Raw genomic sequence first — 23092 nt, forward strand, 5'->3', positions numbered from 1 at the left:
TTCACAATCCATTCTGGGCACGTAATTGCGCTTGGTTGCGCCGGGTCATTAATGTTCCTGATGTCAGTGTCACCGCTGCAGGTGCTTGTTGCTCAACAATCCATTTGTACATGTTCATCGCGGTTTCGTAACCGTGACGTTTTGGGCTGATTAAGACGGTGCCGTAGAAACCAGTCGCAGCCGGCTTAACAAATTCGTTCAGTGCCGTTTTGCTGCCGCCGATGCCAATACCAATGATGGCATCGCTTTTGAGCGCATGACTTTCTGCTGCCCGTACTGCGCCCAGCACCGCTTCATCATTCATCCCGAAAATGATCCAATGTTTGATGTGTGCCTGTTTAGTGAATGCGATATTGGCGGCGTTAAATGCGCTTTCGGTGTCGGTTTTACTTTGGGCGGCATCAAACATATTGGCCACTGGGAAGCCAGCTGCTTTTAAGGCATCGACGGCGCCCTGAGTTCTATCGTGCGCAGTTGGCAGCTGGTCATAGGACATGCGCAAGGCGCCGACCTCGGCGGCTTTCCAATCGCGTGCCTTCATTTCTTCCAGCAGACCTTCACCCACTTGCTTACCAATGTTGTATCCCGAGATTCCCATATAAGGAATGCTGGCGATTGGCTTACCTGCGCCATCAATCAGTTGATCATCGACGGCGATGACTTTTAGCCCATTACGTTTGCTAGTACGTTCAATGGCCATACCTAATTTGACATCGGGCGCACAAATGATGAAACCTTGTACTTTTTGTGCCGCCAAATTATCAATGGCAGCCATCATTTTTTCACCATTCGGGATGCCAATTTTGACTAAGGTAAAACCCTTTTCAAGCGCTGCCTGATCAGCAAAACGCCACTCATCCTGAAACCATGGCTCTTCTGCCTGCTTGACTAAGAAGCCGATTTTGATAGGGGTCACTGGTTTAACCGGTTCTGCGGCAAAGCCAACAGAACTGACCAGAAGGCCAGTCAAGACGGGAAGGATGTGTCTGAATATGCTTGTAGTGTGCTTCATGTTTTATCTCCTGATTATTTTTTACTGATCTATTTTTAACGTCGTTAATGGCCTCTTTCCGGCTGGTGCGTGAGGTCATTAAATAAGGTGTCGGCAAGCCCGGTTGTGTGAGGGAGCTTGATGCTGAACAGACTGCCAGCACGTGGCATCTCCTGCTGTTCTTGCGGTGTCATGTCTTGTCGTGCGGTGGTCACCATCAGCACATCTAAGTTAGGACCACCAAAGGCGGGGCAGGTCGGATTTTTAGTGGGAACACGGAATTGATTCATGACTTTTCCGCTCGGATCATATTGCACGATTTGTCCCGCGCCCCATTGGGCGTTCCATAAACAACCATGTCGATCGATGACAGATCCATCAGGAAACGCGGGGGCGCCATTGACATCGCTGACATGGACAAACTGACGGACATTTTTTACACGTGCAGCACTTGCGTCGTAATCACACTGCAAAATGCGACGCGTCAGTGTGTCACTGAAATACATCGTCGCACCATCTGGGCTAAAGCAGATGCTGTTAGCGATAGCGACAGCAGGTAAGGCCAGTCGACGTAATCCAAAGCGTGTTGAGTATTGATAAAAGCTACCGATCAACCGTTTTTCTGGTGATTCGTTGATGGTACCAAAAACAAAATTGCCACTGCGGTCAGTACGCCCATCATTAATGCGGGTGCGGGGTTCGGCAGCATCAACGGCGACCAGCGATTGCACATGCAAATTCCGGCTGACCATATTGCTGATCGTCTGTCCAGGGCCACTGACACTGTTGCTGCCGCTGGCGCTAGTGGCGACATCCGACTCATTGGCAACGCAAATACGCTTGGTCATGCCGAGCAATATACGACCTGATTCGCAATGTGCCATGGAGCCGACACGGTCTGGTAATTTATAGTTTCGTAGTTGATCGGTGGACCCAGACCACGCATGGATCGTCGATGACTCAATGTCTGTCCACCACCAAGACTGACTGTTTGCATGCCAGATCAAACCCTCACCCAAAACCGCTTCCTGAGCGAGTGCTAATGACATCACGTTATTCGATAGGGTGTTAGTGCTCGCGCTCATCAGTGTTCTTTTGTTAATTTGTCTCGTGTATTATTGGCGGTGCTGGCGCTGCGTCGGCATCAGTACTCATCCAGTTTTGCTTTTGCGAAATATATTATTGCAAGCAGCGCCATATCAGACAAATATATTTTTTATTGTCATCTATATTGTTTTGTTATAGATGAGCCAGAACCAACACAATGCCCTTTGTTAGTGCGAAATTGTCTTGTCAGACGTTTTAGCAGGGATGCTCAGTTGATAAACCGGTATGAGTCTGACCTGATGTAAGTCCGCGATTTGTGCTGCGCCTTTGAAGTCAGGACGACTCTCTTTTGGTAAATAGATCGGCGCATCAGCACGCAGGGGCAAGACAGATAGGGTCAGCGTCGATGCGGGTTGCGTTGCTAGTTTGGTGGCATATTGTCGGAGTCCGACCTGCCAGCCATAGCCTGAGTAATACCAGTCATCGATTAATTCAACGCCACTGAACAGACGGCCAATATCACCGACAAAATCGATCGACAGTAAGACGTCTGCGACCCCTGGTGATGCCAGTGCTTTTTGCAATGATAAGTTCGGGAGGGAGAGTTGCCATGCCGCTGCTGCACTAAAACTCTCGGGCTTTGGTTCTAGTGCGGCTTTAGCGAGACCGCCTGTCATAACCGCTGCGACTGGTTTTGCCTCACGGAGTAATGATGCGTTGACCGTCAGGTCGACAGCAGGTTGTTCCGCCTCGATGACCTGAAAGATGCCTTTATCGGCCATTTCATGTAGTTGTGGCAGGGTGTTTTTCAGCGCGCCAGTAGCGATGGCTGGAAAAATCTCCACATGGAAGCGGCGATTATTGGTCGAACGTAATTCCAATCCACGTTGTGTCAAATACGATTGCTGCTCGCTGATGATTAACCGGCGTTGTCCTTGCAGATCGCCGATGGTTAAGTGGCGGGCCTGTTGCTCGGTCAGGATAAGGAGACGCACAGGTTTTGCGTTGGGGCGTCGAATCGTGACAGTCATATCGCTACCGGCGTGGATATGATCGATCCTGAGATGTCCGTTGTCTTGTGTCAGCGATGCATTAGGCGCGCTGATATAAGCGGCGTCGCTGGCATTAAAACCAAGTTCAACCGGAATATCCCCTGACGCGGCAAATACAAACGTCATCCCGTTTGTACCGTGATCTAGCGTTGCGATAGGTTGTGCAGTTGCATAACGCAGGGTGGTACCTCCCACGTCCAGATTCAGAGGCCAGATGAAATAGCGGCCATCTGCAATCGTCACGGGTGAATGCGGGAAATCGATGGTTTCTGAATTTAACTTCACAGAAAAACGAACTTCAGGATGCGCCGCCATTGCATATTGCCGCACGTGATTGTTGACGAATAAAAAACCATGATCGCCTTGACTACGTACTGACCAACGCAGTGGATGTAAATCCGTCTCGTTGGCGGGGACTTGCTCTGGTTTTTTGACGATCATCGGTGCCAGTGAGGCACCAAAGTCGTTTAAAAAGTAATGGTAGGGACGTAATAATTCTAGGACTTCGCGTTGTTGTCCGTCAGGGCCTAATGGCGCCTGAAAGTCATAGCTGATCATTGGTGTATCGTTATAAGCACCGCTCATTGAGCTTTCCTGCAACGAGGTACCTGCACTCGTCATTGGATTGCGGCCGCCATGAAACATGTAATAGCCAAGCAAATTGACACCAGATCCCAGTTGTACCGGCAACATGGAGGCAATGTCATCACCGGAGACAACCGTGCGACGACGATACATCGCTGGTAAGCCAGCACCATATTCTGCACCTAAGAACGGTGTCAGATGCGCATCGGCTTCTGCGGTGCCAGGGGCGGTGGCGACGGTTTGTGCGCCTAAGTCGCCACTGACTCGGCTATCAAATCGGAAAGCATAGGTTTCTTTCGGTGGTAATTCCGTCGTCGAGACACCCCAAGGTTCATCTGGGTAACCACCAAAGACGGGAACCACTTCACCTTGCGGATAAATCGTGTTATCCCAGCCGGTGACGGTGTACATTGGTACATCCAGACCGACTTTTTGTGCCATTGCTTTGAGCGTTTTGATATGCTGCGCGCCCTGTTGTGGACCGTTTAGATTGTATTCGTTCTCTAATTGTACGCCGATGACAGGGCCACCTTGCTTCCAGAGCTGGCCTTTTAATTGTTGTGCAATTTGTGTATAAAGGCGTTCTACATAGTGCAAATACTGTGGGTCATCGCCACGGGTTGGCATGGCATTGACGACCCAATCTGGAAAACCACCATAGCGTACTTCTGCGTGCGACCACGGTCCCACACGCACCACCACCTTCAAACCGACTTTTTCGCAAAGAGCAATAAAACGGTGTAAGTCGCGATTTTTTTTCCAGTTAAACTGACCTTCATGTTCTTCATGATGGTTCCAGATAATATAGCTGGCGACGATATTGACGCCTGCTGATTTCATTTTCTGGAGTTCGGCCTCCCAAGTATTTTCTGGGCTGCGTGAGTAGTGAAACTCGCCCATCACGGGCAGCCATGGCTTGCCCGCTTTGAGCAGATATTGGTTATTGATTTCTAAGCGTTCGCCATTGGGAGCTATTGCTGAACCCATACGTAAATGCTGACTCTGAACCGGCACAGCAACACCACTTGCATCAATTTTTAGAAGTGCGCTATCTGGTCGTACCTCTGCGTGACCTACGGATAAAAAAAGTGAAGTGATCCATAGCGCTAATTGTTTTTTTTGGGTCATGCTGTCTCCGTACCGCTTGATTTTAATTTTTAAATTTTTTTAATTTTTAATTTATTTCCACGCCTTAACAAATTGACGTGCACGCTTTGCCACGTCTTCCGCAGTCATGCCTGGTGCGTAAAGGACAGAGCCCAGACCAAATCCTGCGGCACCTGCTTCGCGATAGGAAGGCATACGCTCAGGCGTAATGCCGCCAACCGGTAACAGCGGTAATGCTGGCGGTAATACGACCTTCATGGCTTTGAGTATGGCAGGTGTGATCAACTCAGCGGGGAAAATTTTCAATGCATCAGCGCCTGCATGGATAGCCGCAAAGGCTTCTGTCAGGGTCGCAATGCCAGGTAAGCAAAACAGTCCCAAATTTCTGGCTGCTTTGATGACGTTGACATCGGCATGTGGCATAACAATCAGTGTGCCACCCGCATCACGCACCTGAACAACCGCTTCTTGTGTCAGGACGGTCCCCGCACCAATGACCGCGTCTGCTGGCAAACAATGTCTGAGGAGTTTAATAGACGCTAACGCATTCGGTGAGTTGAGGGGGACTTCGATTAAGCGAAAGCCTTCTTCATAAAGTGCGTGGCCCACCGTCTCAACTTCCAAAGGCGTGATGCCGCGCAAAATGGCGACTAAGGGGAGGTGATTAAATGCAAGATCAAAAGGAGTGACAATGGATTTCATTTTATAAAAGAGACCATAAAAAAGTGAGGTAGCTTAACGTCCGTCTATGCTTCATTCAGACCAACTGCGCTGCGTTTGCGATATGCCATAGACCTTGTGGTGCTGTATTGGGTAAGACCAATGAATGCGTTTGTTCAACATTGAGTAGTGCTTGCTGATAGCGTTGGCATAAGGCAGTTTCACCAATAAGCACAAGCGGTGCTGAATCTAGCCCCGCGTCGGTGCGCCAGGCAAGACCTGCGTTGAGTTCATGTCCTATCAGTAAGCCGGATAGATAGTCGGTTAACTCAACGCCGTTTAATTTTTCTGTAATGCCCAGACTACGAACAGCGAATAACTGGTGGGTGAGCCCTGCTTGGCTATGGTCGCGTGCCGCTTCAACGCCTGCAATGAATGCGGCCGAGTTGTGTTCGTCGCTGTCGGTCGTCAGTAAGCGCCCCAATACTGAGTACTGACTTAAGACGGCAAATAACTCGCCCGTCATATGCGTCGCAAAACCGAGGATGCTGCCCTGTCTGACGTTGGCCCATTTGGAATGGGTACCAGGTAACACCAGACAGGCTTCTTGATGCAGAACCGGATACGCGTTGAGTGCGCCAACAATTTGCGTCTCTTCGCCGCGCATCACGTCGGGCGCGGCGTGGATGGGATTAAAAAGCAAGCCCGGAACGATATATACATCGGTAGACAAAGTGAGGGCAGTCGACACAGGCACATCAGCCACTGCGCCAAGCTGGCGGGCGATCTGATGACTGTTTGCAGGACAGTCGACATAGGGAACATCGATCCAGCCATGTTTGCTACCAACCATACCGCAGGCCAGGACAGGTAATTTTTTTCCGGCCTGATGGAGTTGTACTATCCAGTCACCAAGACATGCATTAAACGTCGAGGCAAAAGCGTCTTTCCCCTGCATGGAAGACGCGCCCAATTTTGCTTTCGCAGATGCGATAACAACGCCTCCCTCGCCGATGATGAACGATCTTAATCCTGTGCTGCCCCAATCAATCCCTATTAAACGGGCAGCAGCGATCTCAGCGCTCGTCAATGCGTCGCTTGTCTGGCTTACCATTCTGCAACGCTACCATCTTTATGGCGCCACAACGGATTACGCCAGTCGGGCGCATTCAGACTTGCTGCGATGACGCGCTCTTCATCTATTTCTACACCGAGGCCAGGTTTTGGCAAGGGATTAATGTAGCCATCGGTAATTTTAAAGTCTTCGCGATTGACAACGTAATCAAGGAGATCCGCTTCTTTGTTATAGTGAATCCCCATACTTTGTTCTTGCAGGACGGCATTGTGCGATACAAAATCGACGTGCAGACAGGCTGCAAGCGCAATCGGTCCGAGCGGGCAATGCGGTGCGAGCGCAATATCGTAGGCTTCAGCCATTGCGCCAATTTTGTAGCATTCAGTAATGCCGCCAGCATGAGACAGGTCAGGCTGGACGATGGACAAGCCTCCCTGACTGAATACCGATTTAAATTCAAACCGAGAATACATGCGCTCACCCGCCGCCAAAGGTATCGACGTGCTCTCTGCTAGGCGTGGATAGTATTCTGCTTGTTCGGCCAGTACAGGCTCTTCGACAAATAAAGGACGATACGGCTCCAGAGCACGTAACAACACTTTTGCCATTGGTGCTGCAACGCGACCATGGAAATCAATGCCGAATTCAATCGATGAACCAAACGCCGAGCGGATCTCAGCAATACGTTCTACCGCCGCATCGACAGCCGCGGCCGTATCAATGATGCCGAACTCTTCCGTGCCATTCATTTTGAAGGTGTCAAAACCGGCTTCACGTAGTTTGGCAATGCCAGCGATGACATCTGAAGGTCGATCTCCACCCACCCAACTATAGGTTTTCATCCGATCACGAACTAAACCACCGAGCAATTCATAGACCGGCAGTCCGTGCGTTTTGCCTTTGATATCCCATAATGCCTGATCAATCCCTGCGATTGCACTCATTAAAATGGCGCCACCGCGATAAAAGCCACCGCGATACATGGTTTGCCACAGATCATTAATGCGCGCTGGATCCTGACCGATGAGATAGGGTTCCATTTCTTTGACTGCTGCCTCAACAGTGCGGGCACGGCCTTCGATGACTGGTTCACCCCAGCCAACAACGCCTTCATCCGTTTCGACTTTTAATAGCATCCAACGAGGAGGAATCCGGTATGTAGTGAGTTTGGTAATTTTCATGAATTCGTTATTTGTCATTAAACGTGAACGATCTTAATCGGATTATCTAGATAGCAAATATGAATAATTTGCTCAGATGTATATGAAATTAGAATACGTTCGTGATCTTGAATGATGTTTTCTTATGTCACTTGATATTGCGGGAGACATAGAGAAAGGCCCCCAGCGCGTCTTGCACGCTAGAGGCGCTAGGTAGTCAGACAGAAAGCATCTGCATACGCCGTTGATGATTACTGTGCATACGCACCGAGTGCGGCGGTAAATTGTCCATTGGCATTCAGTGCACCCATCGTATAGCCTTGCCAGCCCGGATACGCTTCTGGCTCCCAGTAAAAGACGCCTAGGCCGTAGGTGCCCAGCGCTTTGTTTTTTGCGATGACGTCCGTCAGCATGCTGTGTGTCGCACTTGCTTGTGCGTAGTCCATGCCCACTTCACTAATGATGACGGGTTTGTTATAGCGCGCAACCATCTTGCTCATGTTTGCTGCCAGTTCTGTATCTAAGGTTTGCCAACTGGCAGCCGCAGGATAATGCGACATGCCAATCACATCCCAATTTGCTCCTGCCCCTTTGACGCCATCGAAAAACCACTGAAAATTTGCATTGTTGTAGCCATTAGCGAGATGCAAGATCACCTTTGCATTGGGGTACACTGACTTGCTGGCGTTGTAGCCACTGTTAATGAGTTGTGCTAACTGTCCGAAGTTAGATGTGCTGCCTAGGGGCCAGAGCATACCGCTGTTGATTTCATTCCCTACTTGTACCCACGTAACGTCAATACCATTCGTTTTCAGGTAGCTCAAAATGCCAGAGGTATGACCGTAGACGTGGGTATTAAGCTGTGCCAGCGTATCCTTTGCCCATGCTGCTGGTAAGGTCTGGTGCGCTGGATCTGCCCAGACATCGCTGTAATGAAAATCGATCATAATGCGTTGCCCCTGGGCCGCTGCTCGTTTTGCTTTATAGAGCACGTCCGCACCATCACACCAGCCGTTTGCAGGATTCACCCAGACGCGCAAACGGACTGCATTGACATTCATATTTTTGAGCAATACAAAGGGATCTGTTTTGACTTTGTTCACGTTATAGAACGCATATCCGCCGGCTTCTTCCTGATTGACCCAGCTGACATCAGCACCATAAGCAAAGGCACCTGTTTGTGTTTGCGCCTGGACGGGCAATGCCATTGCCGAGAGCGCTGCCGTGAATAAAAAAGCTTTCGCTAACTGTTTGGATTTCAACATTGTCTCCTGATGAGAAATACCAGATAAAGGCACTGGTTTTCTTTTTTTTAAATGGAATGGGTACTCACACAAAATCGATCAAGTGGATTCTGTGTAACGATACTAGCTGCGCGATGATGGCTTGCCGTATGAATTATTTGTGGGTTTGTATGCTGATTTGATATAGCAGAGGGGTAATCAATTAAATCAGCTTGAAGTTCGGATAGGATGGTTTATTACCTGTATTTTTTAGGCCAATGTACCGCTCATCTAGGCTGCCAATCATTTTTTATGTCCGCATTACTTAAAAAGGGCCCCATCGTTACCGTTATTTTTTCTCTTATTCTCATCGGCTTGCAGATCATCTGCAGCAGTAGTCTGGCCAGCGAAGTTACCATTCATCCATCGACAATAAATCGGGTAAATATCGGCTTGAAGAAAATGGGCTTACGGGTTGAGGGGCATGTAAAAAAATATGCGGTGACGTTGAATGTCGATCCTTCTCACTTATCGTCATCGCATGCGCTATTTGTCTTAGACCTGACAAGTATTGAACTTGGGACGGACGATTCTTATCGTGAATTGACAGGAAAGAATTGGTTTCATGTCGATCTTTTTCCAACGGTGATCTTTTCAGCAACCAGTATTAAATTTGTAGGGGGACATAACTATGAATTTACAGGCCCGCTCACCATCAAGGGACACACTAGAACCATTACAGCACCAGTCATACTGGTAACACACAATTAAGCGATGATCGTCGATGGTACGTGCGTTTTTTCTGGGAGTGAATTCGGAATAGGGGACGGTTCAACGATGGAATTACCATTCACTGCGGACAATATAGAACTACACTTTCATTTGTTAGCGCAGTCGCCGTCGTCGTTGTCAACGGCGCTACGGAAGAGTGTGGCTGACTAGTGTGGCTGACATAGCATGGTGCTATTTAGTGTTTTTTACATCGTTCCATTCTCAATGAAGTCTGTGCTTTGCAGAACCAAGAGAAAAAATTATGTGTTGTAGATTCCAAACAAAATAATTTATAAGAAAAATAATCGGTGTACCGCCCAGTGATAGGGTGAAAAAAGATTTTCAGTCACATTTTTTTGATTGCGCTCAGTCATAAACGCTATTTTTTCTGCTTCTTTTGTAGTCAGTAATGCGCTCTTTAAGAATTCTTTACTGATACGAATGAAAATTTAATTTCACTTTTGCTAAGTGTTAACCGCAAGCTGAGATAGAAAAGGCATTGGCTATACTTCGACTCCCATTTAAATATGCGTTGAGGAGACCTAGAATGAAAAAAAATTTAATGTCATGGAAAAAGTTGTGTGCTGCTGTATGGGCGATGACACTGGCGTCGGTGGCGCTGGCAGATGGCAAGCCAAATGTTGTGATTTTGGCGACCGGTGGAACGATTGCTGGTGCCGGTGCGGATGTCACGAACAGCGCCACTTATCAGGCAGCTAAAGTACCGGTGGATAAATTGATCGCTGGGATTCCGCAACTCAACGAGATCGCCAACGTGCATGGTGAACAGGTATTTCAGGTGGCTTCCGAAAGCTTGCGTAATGACAATTTACTGACCCTCGGTCGCCGCGTTTCTGAGTTACTCAAACGTGATGATGTCGATGGCGTAGTCATCACTCATGGTACGGATACCACCGAAGAGACAGCGTATTTTTTGAATCTGGTAATTCATAGCGATAAGCCTATCGTTGTCGTCGCTTCTATGCGTCCTGGTACAGCAATGTCCGCTGACGGCACGCTGAATCTGTACAACGCTGTGAGCGTGGCAGGTAATAAAGACTCCCGTGGTCGTGGCGTCTTGGTCGTGATGAATGATGAAATCAATAGCGGTCGTGATGTCGCAAAAACGATCAATATCCGCCCAGACGCATTCAAAAGCCCATGGGGTGACCTAGGGATGATCGTTGAAGGTAAAACTTATTGGTTCCGTCGTCTGGATAAGCGTCATACCTCCAGCTCTGAGTTCGATATCGATAAAATTAAATCATTGCCGTTGGTTGACATTGCGTACGCGAGTGGTAACGTCAATGACACCGCCTATCGCGCTTTTGCACAGGCTGGCGCCAAGGCCATTATCCACGCTGGTCCGGGTAATGGTTCCGTCAGTGGTACGTTGGTTCCAGTGTTGCAGGAATTACGTAGCAAGGGTATTCAGATTATTCGCTCTTCTCATGTGAATGGCGGTGGTTTTGTTTTGCGCAATGCCGAGCAACCTGACGATAAATACGATTGGTTGGTGGCCCATGACCTGAATCCACAAAAAGCACGTATCTTGGCAAGTGTTGCAATGACAAGTACAAATGACACCAAAGAACTACAACGTATTTTTATGCAGTACTAATTGCTTAACAGATTCTGTTTTAAGCGATATTGCACGTCAATAAGACCCCGCATTGGCGCGGGTGAAGTCAGCTGGTAAAAAAATCATGCCGTCATTGTGACGGCATGATTTTTTTATATCGACGAGTTTGTCGATAAGGAATACTTGATTCGATCCATGGTTCAACGTACACACCAATATGTAGCGATAAGGGATGTATTTTGCAATCATTAACTTGCCAATTTGCCTCGGTTCGATGACGATGCTAGATGTGAGTCACGCTTACTTATCAAAAAATTGTGTGTCGTGTTTTTAGAAGAATAAACAACTGCACCAGATCTGAGAATCGTTTTTACGCTCGTTGAATACGTTCAATCGGCATTATCAACCCGTCCCATCAATGACAGAACGAGTGAATCTGAGAGAGCGTTTGCTCAGTCTGCAGTGTTGTGGAAGGATGAAAGATAATGAGTAACATAACTACCCCGAACAATCAGTTCCAATATCAGATACAAGGTCAATATGAGCTACGTATTGAAGGGCGAATGATGATCAGCCGCGTCTGTGGACCTTGGAATATTCACGCTGTCAATGCGTATCGTGATGCAGCTGAAAGAATCATTCAGGCACTATCTGGTGCCCCTTGGGTTCTGCTTGCCGTGCTCAGTGGTGAGCCACTGCACACTGCAGAATCCATTGATGAGTTAGCAGAGATGATTCGTGGCCATCGTCAACTGGGGCGTTGCGGCACGGCACTCGTCTTTGAAGGGCCAATTGCTCTCGCGCGAATTCATCAGCTTATGTTGTCAAAGATGTACATTATGTCAGGTGAGCCACACTATTTCGCTAACGACGAGGCGTCTGCACTCCTCTGGCTCGAAAGACAACTGGCTGCGTAGCTGCCATTGTTTTTTATTATTGTATGAAAAAAGATTGGTTTCACCCCTTCAATGGTTCACTGAGTCTGATACACATTAATATCGTAAAATAATTCTCATGCATAGTGAGTGATATGTACGGCGGCTGATTCCAGTTGCCAGCTAACGAGGCGATGAATATGAATTTTGCCAGTGTCGAAGAAAAACTCTTGTTAAAGACTGCTTCGTTACGCAAACGCAGCAAAGAAGAGTTTATTTTGCTGTTAATGTGCGCACTGAGTATTCCAAGTATCTTCCCTTTTGCCATCTATCGTCTGACTCAGCATGCGTGGTTAGCCGCCATGGTTGATTTTTTCATTATGGGTTGTGTATTTGGCGTCATGACTTATGTCTGGCGGACTGGTCGGTTTAAACTTGCCAGTGTTCTGGTTTCGGTATTCTATTCTGCAGGGTTGGTCGCTGCAGTCAAAGTGAACGGGATTAGTCTGATTTCGTGGGCCTACCCGACAATGATTTCTGTTTTTTTTATTTCAAGCCCGAGAACTGCTATCATCATTAACGCGACATCTTTGTCGGCCTTGATGGTGATTCTGATGGGGCAGGTACCTTCGCTCAATCTGCTGACCATCATGGTCACGATTATATTAATTAATCTGTTTGCCTCTATTTTTTCGCTCCGGACGGCGATCCAGCACAGAGAGCTGAACCTGCAGGCTGAAAGAGATTTTCTTACCGATACAGGAAATAGGAGGGCGCTTGACGCTTACCTTTTGCGGTATTCGAAATCCAGAAAATCGCGTAATGAGTCCAGCATGCTCATGATCGACATTGACCATTTCAAACGAATCAATGACAAATTCGGCCACTTGGTGGGCGATGATGTGCTGTCGCGCATCTGCAGTTTGATGCGTACTCGCACCCGGGCTTCTGACTTGATGTTCCGCTATGGTGGCGAAGAATTTGTCGTCATTGTTGAATCAGCGTCTATCCAAGCAGCCGCTAAATTAGCCGAAGAGCTACGAACTCTTGTCAGCGAATCTGCCATCATTGACGATTATCCTGTCACGATTTCGATTGGCGTTGCACTCATGGACACAGATAAGGCACCTTCTGATTGGCTCGCTCAGGCTGATCGGATGCTTTATCTCGCTAAACAATCAGGACGCAATTTGGTCAAAGTCGTTGATTGATGATTTGTAAACAGTTAAGTATTTGTTGACGTCGTTATGTCAGGTATTTTTTTGTAAAAAGAGAATCATCGTTGTTTGCGTGATGACGAGAGCAGCGATTCTGATCGCCGCTGATGTGAACAATTGTTAAAGATAAATTATTCATTTAGCGTCTATTTCACAACTTCCGTAACGCGTATATCCGCTATTTTTGTAAAAACAATTTTGTTTCAGATATTGGAATGACGACCAGTTTTTGACCTCAAATATTGTATTAAGTCAGATTTGTGCTATAGCGAGTATATGCAGCTTAACGTCAATTTCGCACCATTCTGTGTGAAAACAGGTATTTTACCTTCTCCCCACATGGGGCGCGTTCAGCGCAGCGGCATCAGATATGTTAAGATTTTTTTGTTTTACAAAGAATATCTCGAATTGTTTTCTTACTTTTCGACAGTAATAACCACGAACGAGGATAGCCATGACGCAAATCTCTCGCCGTCAGTTTCTCAAGATAACCGGTTCAACGGTTGCAGGCTCTAGCCTGGCGCTGCTCGGATTTATGCCGACAGCAGCACTTGCGGAAGTGCGGCAATACAAGCTTTCTCGCACGACTGAAACACGCAATACGTGTCCGTATTGCTCAGTCGGTTGCGGCATTCTGATGTACGGACTGGGTGATGGCGCTAAAAATGCCACGGCCAGTATCATCCATATCGAGGGTGATGCCGATCATCCGGTTAACCGCGGCACATTGTGCCCTAAGGGTGCAAGTCTGATTGACTTCATCCATAGTCCAAACCGTTTGCTGGCGCCAGAATATCGTGCTCCAGGCGGTACAGAGTGGAAAAAAATCTCTTGGGATGATGCCTTAGATCGTATCGCCAAGCTGATGAAGCAAGATCGCGATGCCAATTTTGTGGAAAAAACCGCAGACGGCAAAACGGTCAATCGCTGGTTGACAACGGGTATGCTGGCCGCCTCTGCTTCAAGCAATGAGACCGGTTATCTGACCCACAAAACCATGCGTAGTTTGGGGATGTTGACATTTGATAATCAGGCGCGTGTCTGACATGGTCCGACGGTGGCAGGTCTTGCCCCGACGTTTGGCCGTGGAGCGATGACGAATCATTGGGTTGATATTAAAAATGCCGATGTAATTCTTGTCATGGGTGGCAATGCCGCCGAAGCACATCCTTGTGGCTTTAAATGGGTCACAGAAGCAAAAGCACATAACAAAGCAAAGCTGATGGTGGTTGATCCGCGTTTTACGCGTACCGCATCGGTTGCTGACTACTATGTGGCAACACGCACAGGAACGGATATCGTTTTCCTAGGCGCGATCATTAATTATTTGTTAACCAACGATAAGATTCAGCACGAGTATGTCAAGAACTACACTGACATGCCATTCGTCGTGCGCGAAGACTTTGCGTTGAATGATGGTCTGTATTCCGGCTACGATGAAAAAGCGGGCAAGTACACAGACAAATCCTCCTGGAGCTATGAAATTGGTCCAGACGGTTACGCTGTCGTTGACCCAACGCTGAACCATCCGCGTTGCGTCTATCAATTGATGAAGAAACACTATTCCCGCTATACGCCAGAATTGGTTTCCCGCGTCTGTGGTGTTCCGCCAGAAAAATTCAAGCATGTTGCTGAAACCCTTGCATCCACGGCAGTTCCTGGTCGTGCTGCAACGATTCTGTACGCGCTTGGCTGGACACATCACAGTACTGGGTCGCAAACGATCCGTGCTGGCGCGATGGTACAGCTCTTGCTGGGTAATATCGGTATCGCCGGTGGTGGTATGAACGCGTTGCGCGGTCACTCCAATATTCAGGGCTTGACGGACTTAGGTCTCATGTCGAACCTGTTGCCTGGTTATATGACCTTGCCATCCGAAAGTGAGCAGGATTTTGAAGCGTACATCGGTGTACGTGCTAAAAAGCCATTGCGTCCAAATCAGCTCAGTTACTGGAAAAACTACCGTGCGTTCCACGTTAGTTTGATGAAAACGTGGTGGGGTGATGCGGCCAAAGTTGAAAACAACTGGGGCTATGATTACCTGCCGAAGTTGGACAAGCCATACGACATGATGCAAGCCATTGAATTAATGCATCAAGGGAAAATGACTGGTTATGTCTGCCAGGGCTTTAATATTTTGGCGTCCGCGCCGAATAAGAAAAAAGTCTCTGAGGGATTGTCCAAGCTCAAATTCTTGGTCGTGATGGATCCACTAGCAGTCGAGACGGCAGAGTTCTGGAAACCTTACGGTGAGTTCAACGACGTTGATCCAAGTAAGATTCAGACCGAAGTTTTCCGCTTACCAGTCACCTGCTTCGCAGAAGAAAGCGGTTCGTTAGTCAGTTCTTCACGGGTATTGCAATGGCACTGGCAAGGTGCAGAGCCACCGGGCGAAGCACGTAGTGATATCGATATCATGTCAGGGATTTTCCTGCGCATGCGTTCGATGTACAAAACCGAAGGCGGTAAGTACCCAGATCCAATCGTCAATCTGACTTGGCCTTACGCTAATCCAAAATCACCGCGTCCGGACGAACTTGCTAAAGAGTTTAATGGTCGCGCTTTGGCGGATGTCACTGACCCGAAAGATCCAACGAAGGTTCTGGTCAAAAAAGGCGAGCAATTACCATCGTTTGCTATGCTGCGTGATGACGGTACTACGTCAAGTGGTTGCTGGATCTTTGCCGGTTCATGGACGCAAGCAGGTAATAACATGGCGCGCCGTGATAACAGCGATCCGACAGGGATTGGTCAGACGCTCAACTGGGCGTGGGCATGGCCTGCGAACCGTCGCGTGTTGTACAACCGTGCATCGTGTGACGTCAATGGCAAGCCGTTTGATCCAACCCGTAAGCTGATTGCGTGGAACGGTACCAACTGGGCTGGCGCTGACATCCCTGACTTTAAGGCGGATGAACCACCAGAAAATGGTATGGGGCCATTCATTATGACGCCAGAGGGGGTAGCTTGCTTCTTTGCCTCCAAAGGCCTCAATGAAGGACCTTTCCCAGAGCATTACGAGCCGTTTGAGAACCCACTGGGTTACAACCCATTGCATCCAAAAAATGCACGCGCCACCAGCAATCCAGCTGCGAGGATTTTTGCGGGTGATCGTGAACAATTAGGCACGCATGATGAGTTCCCGCACGTGGCAACCAGCTACCGGTTGACCGAGCACTTCCACTACTGGACCAAACACGCCAAGCTGAATTCGATTATTCAGCCTGAACAGTTTGTCGAGATCGGTGAAGAGTTGGCAAAACAAGTTGGTGTCAAAGCGGGCGATAAAATCAAAGTGAGTTCCAAGCGTGGTCACATTGTGGCTAAGGCCGTCGTCACGAAACGTATCAAGCCATTGATGATTGAAGGTAAAGCTGTCCAAACGGTCGGCTTGCCAATCCATTGGGGATTTACAGGTGTAGCCAAACCAGGCTATTTGGTCAACACACTGACACCAGAAGTAGGTGACGCGAATTCCCAGACACCGGAATTCAAATCCTTCTTGGTGAAAGTAGAAAAAGCCTAGGAGAACCCATGCCACTTCAATCTCTTGATATTAAACGTATGTCGGCCACCACGGTGCAGCCACCGTCTGTCCGTGAACCCATCACGGGCACGGTAGCGAAGCTCATCGATACCACCAAGTGTATCGGCTGTAAGGCATGCCAGACAGCGTGTATGGAATGGAATGATCTGCGTGACGAAGTTGGTGAAAACCACGGCACGTATGACAATCCTACTGACATGACCGAAAACTCTTGGACAGTGATGCGTTTTTCTGAATACGAAAATCCGAACGGCGATCTGGAATGGTTGATTCGTAAAGATGGTTGTATGCACTGTGAAGACCCAGGTTGCCTCAAGGCCTGTCCTGCACCGGGTGCGATTGTGCAATACACCAACGGTATTGTCGATTTTCAGGAAGAGAATTGCATCGGTTGCGGTTACTGCGTCAGTGGTTGCCCATTTGATGTGCCTCGTATCTCGAAAAAAGACAGTCGTGCGTACAAATGCACGATGTGTTCTGACCGCGTTGCTGTTGGTCAGGAACCAGCCTGCGTTAAAACTTGTCCAACTGGTGCGATTGTCTTCGGTACCAAAGAAGACATGAAGCAACATGCAGAAGAGCGTATCACCGACCTGAAATCACGTGGGTTCGAGAACGCTGGTTTGTATGACCCGCTTGGTGTGGGTGGAACGCACGTGATGTATGTATTGCACCATGCAGATAATCCATCGCTGTACCATGGTCTTCCAAATAAACCGCGCATCTCACCGATGGTCGGTATCTGGAAGGGATTGTCCAAACCGCTGGCAGTGGCAAGTATGGCCGCCGCCGCTGTGATCGGCTTCTTCCATTACACCCGTATTGGTCCAAATGAAGTGACTGAAAAGGATGAGCAAGAAGCGGCTGAAGCAGCGAAGGCAGCTAAGGCGGCAACTGCAGCAACATCGTCACCATCTGAGGAGGCGCATCATGAGTAATCATCACGATGCATCAAAGATCGAGCGCTATACCGCCAATGACCGCAGCTATCATTGGGCAACAGCCATGACTTTCATTCTGCTGGCGATTTCCGGCTTAGCGATGTTCCATCCATCTTTGTTCTGGCTGAGTAATCTGCTGGGTGGTGGACAATGGACGCGTATCTTGCATCCCTTTATTGGTTTGCTGATGTTTGGTTTGTTTGCTGTACTGGTCTTCCGCTTCTGGCATCACAATGTCATGGAGCCGGTGGATCATCAGTGGATGAAGCAAATGCCGGATGTTATTCATAACCGTGAAGAAAATCTGCCACATATCGGTCTCTACAACGCTGGTCAGAAGATCTTGTTTTTTGTGTTGATCTTCTGTATGGCTGGTTTGCTGTTATCCGGTGTGGTGATCTGGCGCGCTTATTTTTCGTGGGTGTTTCCGATTGGATTGATCCGTTTTTCTGCATTACTGCATGCATTTTGTGCCTTTGTGCTGATGACGAGCATCATCGTGCATATCTATGCAGCGATCTGGGTCAAAGGATCGATTGGCGCGATGATGCGTGGCTCGGTCAGTTTGGGCTGGGCACGTAAGCATCACCGTTTGTGGTTTGATGAGGTTGTTAAAGCCTCTGAAGAGAAGCACTAAACGCGGCGTCGCTGAGAGCGTCTCAGGGATCAGGGCAGGTGATTGATTGCCGTTAATGATCCCGAAGCGCCTCGTTATTGCTTTGTTAGTGCTCTGTTTTTCAAAGCCGACGCCTTTAAACAGCGTCGGCTTTATTCTTCAAACTAGTCTAAAATAGTCTTATTCCTATTATCCCTGTGACGGACAGCCGTCGCACTTTGCTCTGCTATTGGAATTATCTTGGTACAAAGAATCATCGAACGTGGCGAAATTGAATCGCTCGACCATACGGCGCTTCCGCGTTTGCATTTGCCTGAAGCGGCTGCTACTCTCTTTACGACCCGTGCGGCGCGGTTGCGCGACTTAGTGGATGGCAAGGTGGAAGGTATCGCGTTTAACTCTGCCTTAGCGGGATATCTGGGGCTCATACGCGACCTTATCTTGGCTCAAGCAGAGATTGCAAAGTCTCTGACTGACGCTGATCTTGATATGCCTGATCAGAAGTCTCTGGATCTGGCACTGGACCACATGATGCCGCCATTGGCAGCGCAACTCAAACGTCCTCCAGTCTGGCGTACGATTCTCAATCGACTGATTGATAAAATTGCCGACGAGAGCAACGATGCGCGTCCTGAACTCAATGCCGTGCTCGATAGCATCCGCGCCTTAAGTGAAGAGGACCTTGAAGATCAGGCGAACATGATCTTGGCGCAACGTCACGAAGAGGTGAATCCGGCCCAAGCACCGTTCATTGCCGCTGCCTTGCAAGTCTTATGGACGGCCCGCGCTGCTAAACTGAATCAGCAAAAAGTACCGATGTTAGAAACCTTTACCTTGTGCCCGGTATGCGGTTCTCATCCGGTCGCGAGTCTGATCCGTATTGGTGGTCAGTCGCAAGGCTATCGCTATCTGACGTGCGGTATGTGTTCTAGTCAGTGGCACATGGTGCGCGTCAAGTGCGTGAGCTGTGAGCAAAACGGGAAAATTTCTTATCAGGGGCTTGATCCGATTGACGCGCCATCACCGGCGCCGGCGCCGGTCAACAAAGCCAATGATCCCCGTAAATATGTACGGGCAGAAACTTGCGGTGATTGCCAGTGCTACACCAAGATTTTTAATCAAGAACACGATTACAACGCAGAGCCGTTCGTCGATGATCTGGCTACGCTGACGCTGGACGTGCTGGTGAGTGAATTAGGTTTTAACCGTGGTAACGTCAATCCTTTCTTATGGTTTGGAGAAACAGAATGACATCAGCTGTACCTGCCTCTTCTGATCAATCGGTTGTCAGACGGATGGTACGTCTGCCATCCGTCGACAAGGTATTGCAGGAAGCGGGGGAGTTGATTGCGCAGCATGGCCGCAGTCGCATTGTCCACTCTGTACAAGCGGTATTAAGCGAAATGCGCCAAGCGGCGCTGGCGCAGGATGCTGCGCCCGTTGCTACTGATGTAGCAGATACAGTAGATGCAGCACCAAGTGTGGGTGACATCATCCATAAAGTGACCCTGAAGCTGGAAAAGCAAGATCGTTCCAATCTCAAAAAGATGTTCAATCTGACCGGTACGGTATTACACACCAATCTGGGACGCGCTTTATTGCCAGAAGTAGCGATCAAGGCGGTTGTTGATGCGATGACGTCGGCAACGAATTTGGAATTTGATCTTAGCACTGGCAAGCGTGGTGACCGTGACGATTTGGTCGAAGAATTGTTGTGTGAACTGACGGGTGCCGAAGCCGCCACCATCGTTAACAATAATGCCGCTGCCGTATTGCTGCTGTTGAATACCATGGCGATGGGCAAAGAGGTCATTGTCTCGCGCGGTGAATTGGTCGAAATCGGTGGTGCCTTCCGCATTCCGGACATCATGCAACGTGCCGGTGCGCGTTTGTGCGAAACGGGGGCTACCAATCGTACCCATCTGGCAGATTACCGTAACGCGATCAACGCGGATACCGCGTTGCTGATGAAAGTCCATTGCAGCAACTATGTGATTACTGGCTTTACGAAGAGTGTCGATTTATCGGAGATTTCCGCTCTGGGTCGTGAACACAAAATCCCGACAGCCGTTGATTTGGGCAGCGGTACTTTGATCGACTTGGAACAATTTGGCTTGGTGCGAGAACCCACCGTCCGTGAAGCAATTGAAGCTGGCGCTGATCTGGTGACGTTTAGCGGCGACAAATTACTCGGCGGGCCACAGGCAGGGATTATCGTTGGTCGTGCCGATCTGATTGCACAGATTAAACGCAATCCTTTAAAACGGGCTTTGCGTGTAGGTAAAATCACACTGGCCGCATTAGAGCCGGTACTTGCTTTATACCGTTCTCCAGAACTTCTGACACAACGTCTGACGACGATGCGGTTATTGACGCGACCACGTGCAGAAATGCAGCAACAGGCACAGACCTTGATCCCGCTTGTGCAACAAGCGTTGGGTGATGCGTATCTGGTGCATGGAGAAGAAATGTCGAGCCAGGTAGGAAGTGGCGCATTACCAGTAGACCAGTTGCCAAGCTACGGACTGATGATGCGTGTTAATCCTAGTCACAAACTTAGCAATCCGATGGGCCGACTTGAAAAAGCCTTCCGCCAGTTACCACGTCCTGTCATTGGCCGTATTGCCAACGACACTTTCTGCCTTGATTTACGTTGCCTTGACGGCGAACAACAAGAATTTATTGACCAACTCACGCTGCTGAAACCATGATTGTTGGCACCGCCGGACACATTGACCACGGAAAAACCACGCTGAGCCGCGCCTTAACTGGCGTCGATACTGACCGCCTCAAAGAAGAAAAAGCGCGCGGTATTTCGATTGAACTTGGTTATGCTTATACCCCCTTACCGAACGGTGATGTCCTTGGCCTTATCGACGTACCCGGTCATGAAAAACTGATTCATACCATGGCTGCGGGTGCCAGCGGCATTGATTATGCCTTGCTGGTGATTGCTGCCGACGATGGCGTCATGCCACAAACCCGCGAACATCTGACGATACTGGAACTACTGGGTATTCAGCGCGGCGTCGTGGCGCTGACGAAAGTCGATCGCGTCGATGCGGAACGTATCGCTGCAGTGAAAGCCGAGATTACGCATTTGCTTGCCCCCACCTCATTTGCTGGTGCACCCATCTTTCCGACTCAGGCGCATCTGGATCATGATCCCGGTGTTGCTGAACTCAAAGCGCATTTAATGACGGTCGCGCAATCGCTGGCGCAGAAAGAGCATCGTCGTCTGTTCAGGTTGGCGATTGATCGCGTGTTTAACCTAAGTGGTAAAGGCTTGTTCATCGCCGGTACGGCATCCGCCGGCGAGGTAGCGATTGGCGACACGATCACGCTTGCGCCTTCAGGCAGGACAGTCCGTGTGCGTAGTATCCATGCGCAAAACCGTCCGGTAGAAGCAGGCTATGCCGGACAACGACTATCAATGAATGTCGTCGGTATAGAAAAAGAACAAGTGGCGCGCGGTGACTGGGCTGTTGCCTCGCCGATGGCAGAATGTAGCGAGCGCGTCGATGTGGATGTGCAATTAATCGAGAGCGCTGGTTTGCAGTTAAAACCCTGGTCACAAGTGCATGTGCATCTAGGGGCTGCACATCGCGTGGCGCGGGTATTGATGCTTGAAGGTGAGACGATAGAACCAGGACAACGTGCGCGCGCGCAATTGGTGTTTGATCGCCCTGTGCATACCGTACCCGGTGACCGGTTTGTGATCCGTAACGCGCAGGCCTTGCGCACCATCGGCGGTGGCCGGGTTCTTGATCCGTTTGGTCCTGCGCGCAAACGCCGCAGCGCTGAGCGACGTGCGTGGCTAGATGCCCTCAGTGACTACTTGGGAACTGATCAACCTCGTGTACTTATCGCCCATAGCAACATGGGTATCCGGCGTTCGATGTTGACCAGGCTGACACAGCGACCGTCTGAGCAATTGCATCAAATCGATGATGCCATTGAGATTGATCTGCGAGGTGAGGATGCGATTATTCTTTCTGATGCGACGCTGACAGCATTAAACGCACAGATTGTGGATGCACTGCGTCAGTTTCATACGAATTTTCCGGACGAAACCGGACCACAACACCCGCGCCTCAAGCGTATTGTGGCGCCAGAAATTGAAGATGCGTTATGGCGAGCCGTCATTGAGAAACTGACGCAATCGGGCGGGGTGATTGCACAAGGTCCATGGTTGCGTCTACCTGAGCACAGTGTTGAATTAGACCCTGAGCAGCAAGCATTAGCGGATGCTTTGCTACGGTCGTTGCATGCGGCTGTTTTCGATCCACCATGGGTACGTGATCTGGCGAAAGAACATCAGCGGCATGAAGAGGTGGTGCGTAGTTTATTACGCAAGCTGGCATTGCGTGGACAGGTGTATCAGATTGTCCGAGACTTATATTGCCATCCGCAGCGGATTGCTGAATTGGCGCAGTTAGCCGAATCGATTGCGGTTGCACCTTCGCAAAACAGCGCGTACCGTCAACTGAATGCGGCCGCGTTTAGGGATGTCAGTGGAATGGGACGTAAGCGGGCGATTCAATTTCTGGAATTCTTTGACCGTGTAGGCTATACTCGCCGCCTACGCGATGCGCATGTCGTGCGGACCGATAGTCTTTGGCAAGCCGCAACTATGCAGTAAG

Annotated in this window: 17 protein-coding genes; 10 read left to right on the forward strand and 7 right to left on the reverse strand. The window is 49.2% G+C overall.

Features of this window, described 5'->3' with window-relative positions:
- Position 1 precedes the first annotated feature (1 nt).
- From ACO0KV_RS12945 to ACO0KV_RS12975, 7 genes are all read right to left on the reverse strand, one after another.
- Positions 2-1012 (reverse strand): substrate-binding domain-containing protein, encoded by a 1011-nt coding sequence (locus ACO0KV_RS12945; protein ID WP_423042947.1) that lies wholly within the window; start codon positions 1010-1012, stop codon positions 2-4.
- A 44-nt stretch (positions 1013-1056) separates the two neighbouring features.
- Complete coding sequence (locus ACO0KV_RS12950; protein WP_423042948.1) at positions 1057-2076, reverse strand: SMP-30/gluconolactonase/LRE family protein; 1020 nt, start codon at positions 2074-2076, stop codon at positions 1057-1059.
- 189 nt (positions 2077-2265) lie between these two features.
- Positions 2266-4803 (reverse strand): beta-galactosidase, encoded by a 2538-nt coding sequence (locus ACO0KV_RS12955; RefSeq protein ID WP_423042949.1) that lies wholly within the window; start codon positions 4801-4803, stop codon positions 2266-2268.
- A 51-nt stretch (positions 4804-4854) separates the two neighbouring features.
- Positions 4855-5484, reverse strand: coding sequence for a 2-dehydro-3-deoxy-6-phosphogalactonate aldolase (locus ACO0KV_RS12960; protein WP_423042950.1), 630 nt, complete (start codon positions 5482-5484; stop codon positions 4855-4857).
- A gap of 55 nt (positions 5485-5539) precedes the next feature.
- Positions 5540-6556, reverse strand: a complete 1017-nt coding sequence (locus tag ACO0KV_RS12965) for a 2-dehydro-3-deoxygalactonokinase (protein ID WP_423042951.1) — start codon at positions 6554-6556, stop codon at positions 5540-5542.
- A complete protein-coding gene (dgoD, locus tag ACO0KV_RS12970) occupies positions 6550-7698 on the reverse strand; it encodes a galactonate dehydratase (protein ID WP_423042952.1) in 1149 nt (382 codons plus the stop codon). The genes ACO0KV_RS12965 and dgoD overlap by 7 nt, the downstream gene beginning before the upstream one ends.
- 230 nt (positions 7699-7928) lie before the next feature.
- Positions 7929-8942, reverse strand: coding sequence for a glycoside hydrolase family 53 protein (locus tag ACO0KV_RS12975; RefSeq protein WP_423042953.1), 1014 nt, complete (start codon positions 8940-8942; stop codon positions 7929-7931).
- A 270-nt stretch (positions 8943-9212) separates the two neighbouring features.
- On the opposite strand from ACO0KV_RS12975, the gene ACO0KV_RS12980 reads away from it, so the two are divergent.
- The 10 genes from ACO0KV_RS12980 to selB all read left to right on the forward strand — a co-directional run bounded on the left by ACO0KV_RS12980 (position 9213) and on the right by selB (position 23091).
- Positions 9213-9671 (forward strand): YceI family protein, encoded by a 459-nt coding sequence (locus tag ACO0KV_RS12980; protein WP_423042954.1) that lies wholly within the window; start codon positions 9213-9215, stop codon positions 9669-9671.
- A 598-nt stretch (positions 9672-10269) separates the two neighbouring features.
- Entirely contained in the window at positions 10270-11292 is a 1023-nt protein-coding gene (locus ACO0KV_RS12985; protein ID WP_423042990.1) for an asparaginase, read from the forward strand.
- Positions 11293-11738: 446 nt separating this feature from the next.
- Positions 11739-12170 carry a hypothetical protein gene (locus ACO0KV_RS12990; RefSeq protein WP_423042955.1) on the forward strand — a complete coding sequence of 144 codons (432 nt, stop codon included), beginning with the start codon at positions 11739-11741 and terminating at the stop codon, positions 12168-12170.
- A 158-nt stretch (positions 12171-12328) separates the two neighbouring features.
- Positions 12329-13339 carry a GGDEF domain-containing protein gene (locus ACO0KV_RS12995; protein WP_423042956.1) on the forward strand — a complete coding sequence of 337 codons (1011 nt, stop codon included), beginning with the start codon at positions 12329-12331 and terminating at the stop codon, positions 13337-13339.
- 460 nt (positions 13340-13799) lie between these two features.
- Positions 13800-16871, forward strand: coding sequence for a formate dehydrogenase-N subunit alpha (fdnG, locus tag ACO0KV_RS13000; RefSeq protein WP_423042957.1), 3072 nt, complete (start codon positions 13800-13802; stop codon positions 16869-16871).
- Between the two features lie 8 nt (positions 16872-16879).
- The gene (fdxH, locus tag ACO0KV_RS13005) at positions 16880-17830 is read left to right on the forward strand and encodes a formate dehydrogenase subunit beta (protein WP_423042958.1); all 951 of its coding nucleotides are present in this window, start codon (positions 16880-16882) and stop codon (positions 17828-17830) included.
- Entirely contained in the window at positions 17823-18470 is a 648-nt protein-coding gene (locus ACO0KV_RS13010) for a formate dehydrogenase subunit gamma (protein ID WP_423042959.1), read from the forward strand. Before fdxH ends, ACO0KV_RS13010 begins: the two co-directional genes overlap by 8 nt.
- A gap of 219 nt (positions 18471-18689) precedes the next feature.
- A complete protein-coding gene (fdhE, locus tag ACO0KV_RS13015) occupies positions 18690-19700 on the forward strand; it encodes a formate dehydrogenase accessory protein FdhE (RefSeq protein WP_423042960.1) in 1011 nt (336 codons plus the stop codon).
- Positions 19697-21160 (forward strand): L-seryl-tRNA(Sec) selenium transferase, encoded by a 1464-nt coding sequence (selA, locus tag ACO0KV_RS13020; RefSeq protein ID WP_423042961.1) that lies wholly within the window; start codon positions 19697-19699, stop codon positions 21158-21160. The genes fdhE and selA overlap by 4 nt, the downstream gene beginning before the upstream one ends.
- Positions 21157-23091 carry a selenocysteine-specific translation elongation factor gene (gene selB / locus ACO0KV_RS13025; RefSeq protein ID WP_423042962.1) on the forward strand — a complete coding sequence of 645 codons (1935 nt, stop codon included), beginning with the start codon at positions 21157-21159 and terminating at the stop codon, positions 23089-23091. The genes selA and selB overlap by 4 nt, the downstream gene beginning before the upstream one ends.
- Position 23092 lies beyond the last annotated feature (1 nt).

Source organism: Undibacterium sp. RuRC25W (assembly GCF_049339825.1).
Taxonomy (GTDB): Bacteria; Pseudomonadota; Gammaproteobacteria; order Burkholderiales; family Burkholderiaceae_D; genus Undibacterium.

Bases quoted from the DNA above. Each gene is read 5' to 3' on its own strand.
- ACO0KV_RS12965 (WP_423042951.1), bottom strand. From the start codon at position 6,556: ATGGTAAGCCAGACAAGCGACGCATTGACGAGCGCTGAGATCGCTGCT.
- selA (WP_423042961.1), top strand. From the start codon at position 19,697: ATGACATCAGCTGTACCTGCCTCTTCTGATCAATCGGTTGTCAGACGG.
- ACO0KV_RS12955 (WP_423042949.1), bottom strand. From the start codon at position 4,803: ATGACCCAAAAAAAACAATTAGCGCTATGGATCACTTCACTTTTTTTA.
- dgoD (WP_423042952.1), bottom strand. From the start codon at position 7,698: ATGAAAATTACCAAACTCACTACATACCGGATTCCTCCTCGTTGGATG.
- ACO0KV_RS12990 (WP_423042955.1), top strand. From the start codon at position 11,739: ATGAGTAACATAACTACCCCGAACAATCAGTTCCAATATCAGATACAA.
- ACO0KV_RS12960 (WP_423042950.1), bottom strand. From the start codon at position 5,484: ATGAAATCCATTGTCACTCCTTTTGATCTTGCATTTAATCACCTCCCC.
- fdxH (WP_423042958.1), top strand. From the start codon at position 16,880: ATGCCACTTCAATCTCTTGATATTAAACGTATGTCGGCCACCACGGTG.
- ACO0KV_RS12995 (WP_423042956.1), top strand. From the start codon at position 12,329: ATGAATTTTGCCAGTGTCGAAGAAAAACTCTTGTTAAAGACTGCTTCG.
- ACO0KV_RS12985 (WP_423042990.1), top strand. From the start codon at position 10,270: ATGACACTGGCGTCGGTGGCGCTGGCAGATGGCAAGCCAAATGTTGTG.
- ACO0KV_RS12980 (WP_423042954.1), top strand. From the start codon at position 9,213: ATGTCCGCATTACTTAAAAAGGGCCCCATCGTTACCGTTATTTTTTCT.
- selB (WP_423042962.1), top strand. From the start codon at position 21,157: ATGATTGTTGGCACCGCCGGACACATTGACCACGGAAAAACCACGCTG.
- ACO0KV_RS13010 (WP_423042959.1), top strand. From the start codon at position 17,823: ATGAGTAATCATCACGATGCATCAAAGATCGAGCGCTATACCGCCAAT.
- ACO0KV_RS12975 (WP_423042953.1), bottom strand. From the start codon at position 8,942: ATGTTGAAATCCAAACAGTTAGCGAAAGCTTTTTTATTCACGGCAGCG.
- ACO0KV_RS12950 (WP_423042948.1), bottom strand. From the start codon at position 2,076: ATGAGCGCGAGCACTAACACCCTATCGAATAACGTGATGTCATTAGCA.
- ACO0KV_RS12945 (WP_423042947.1), bottom strand. From the start codon at position 1,012: ATGAAGCACACTACAAGCATATTCAGACACATCCTTCCCGTCTTGACT.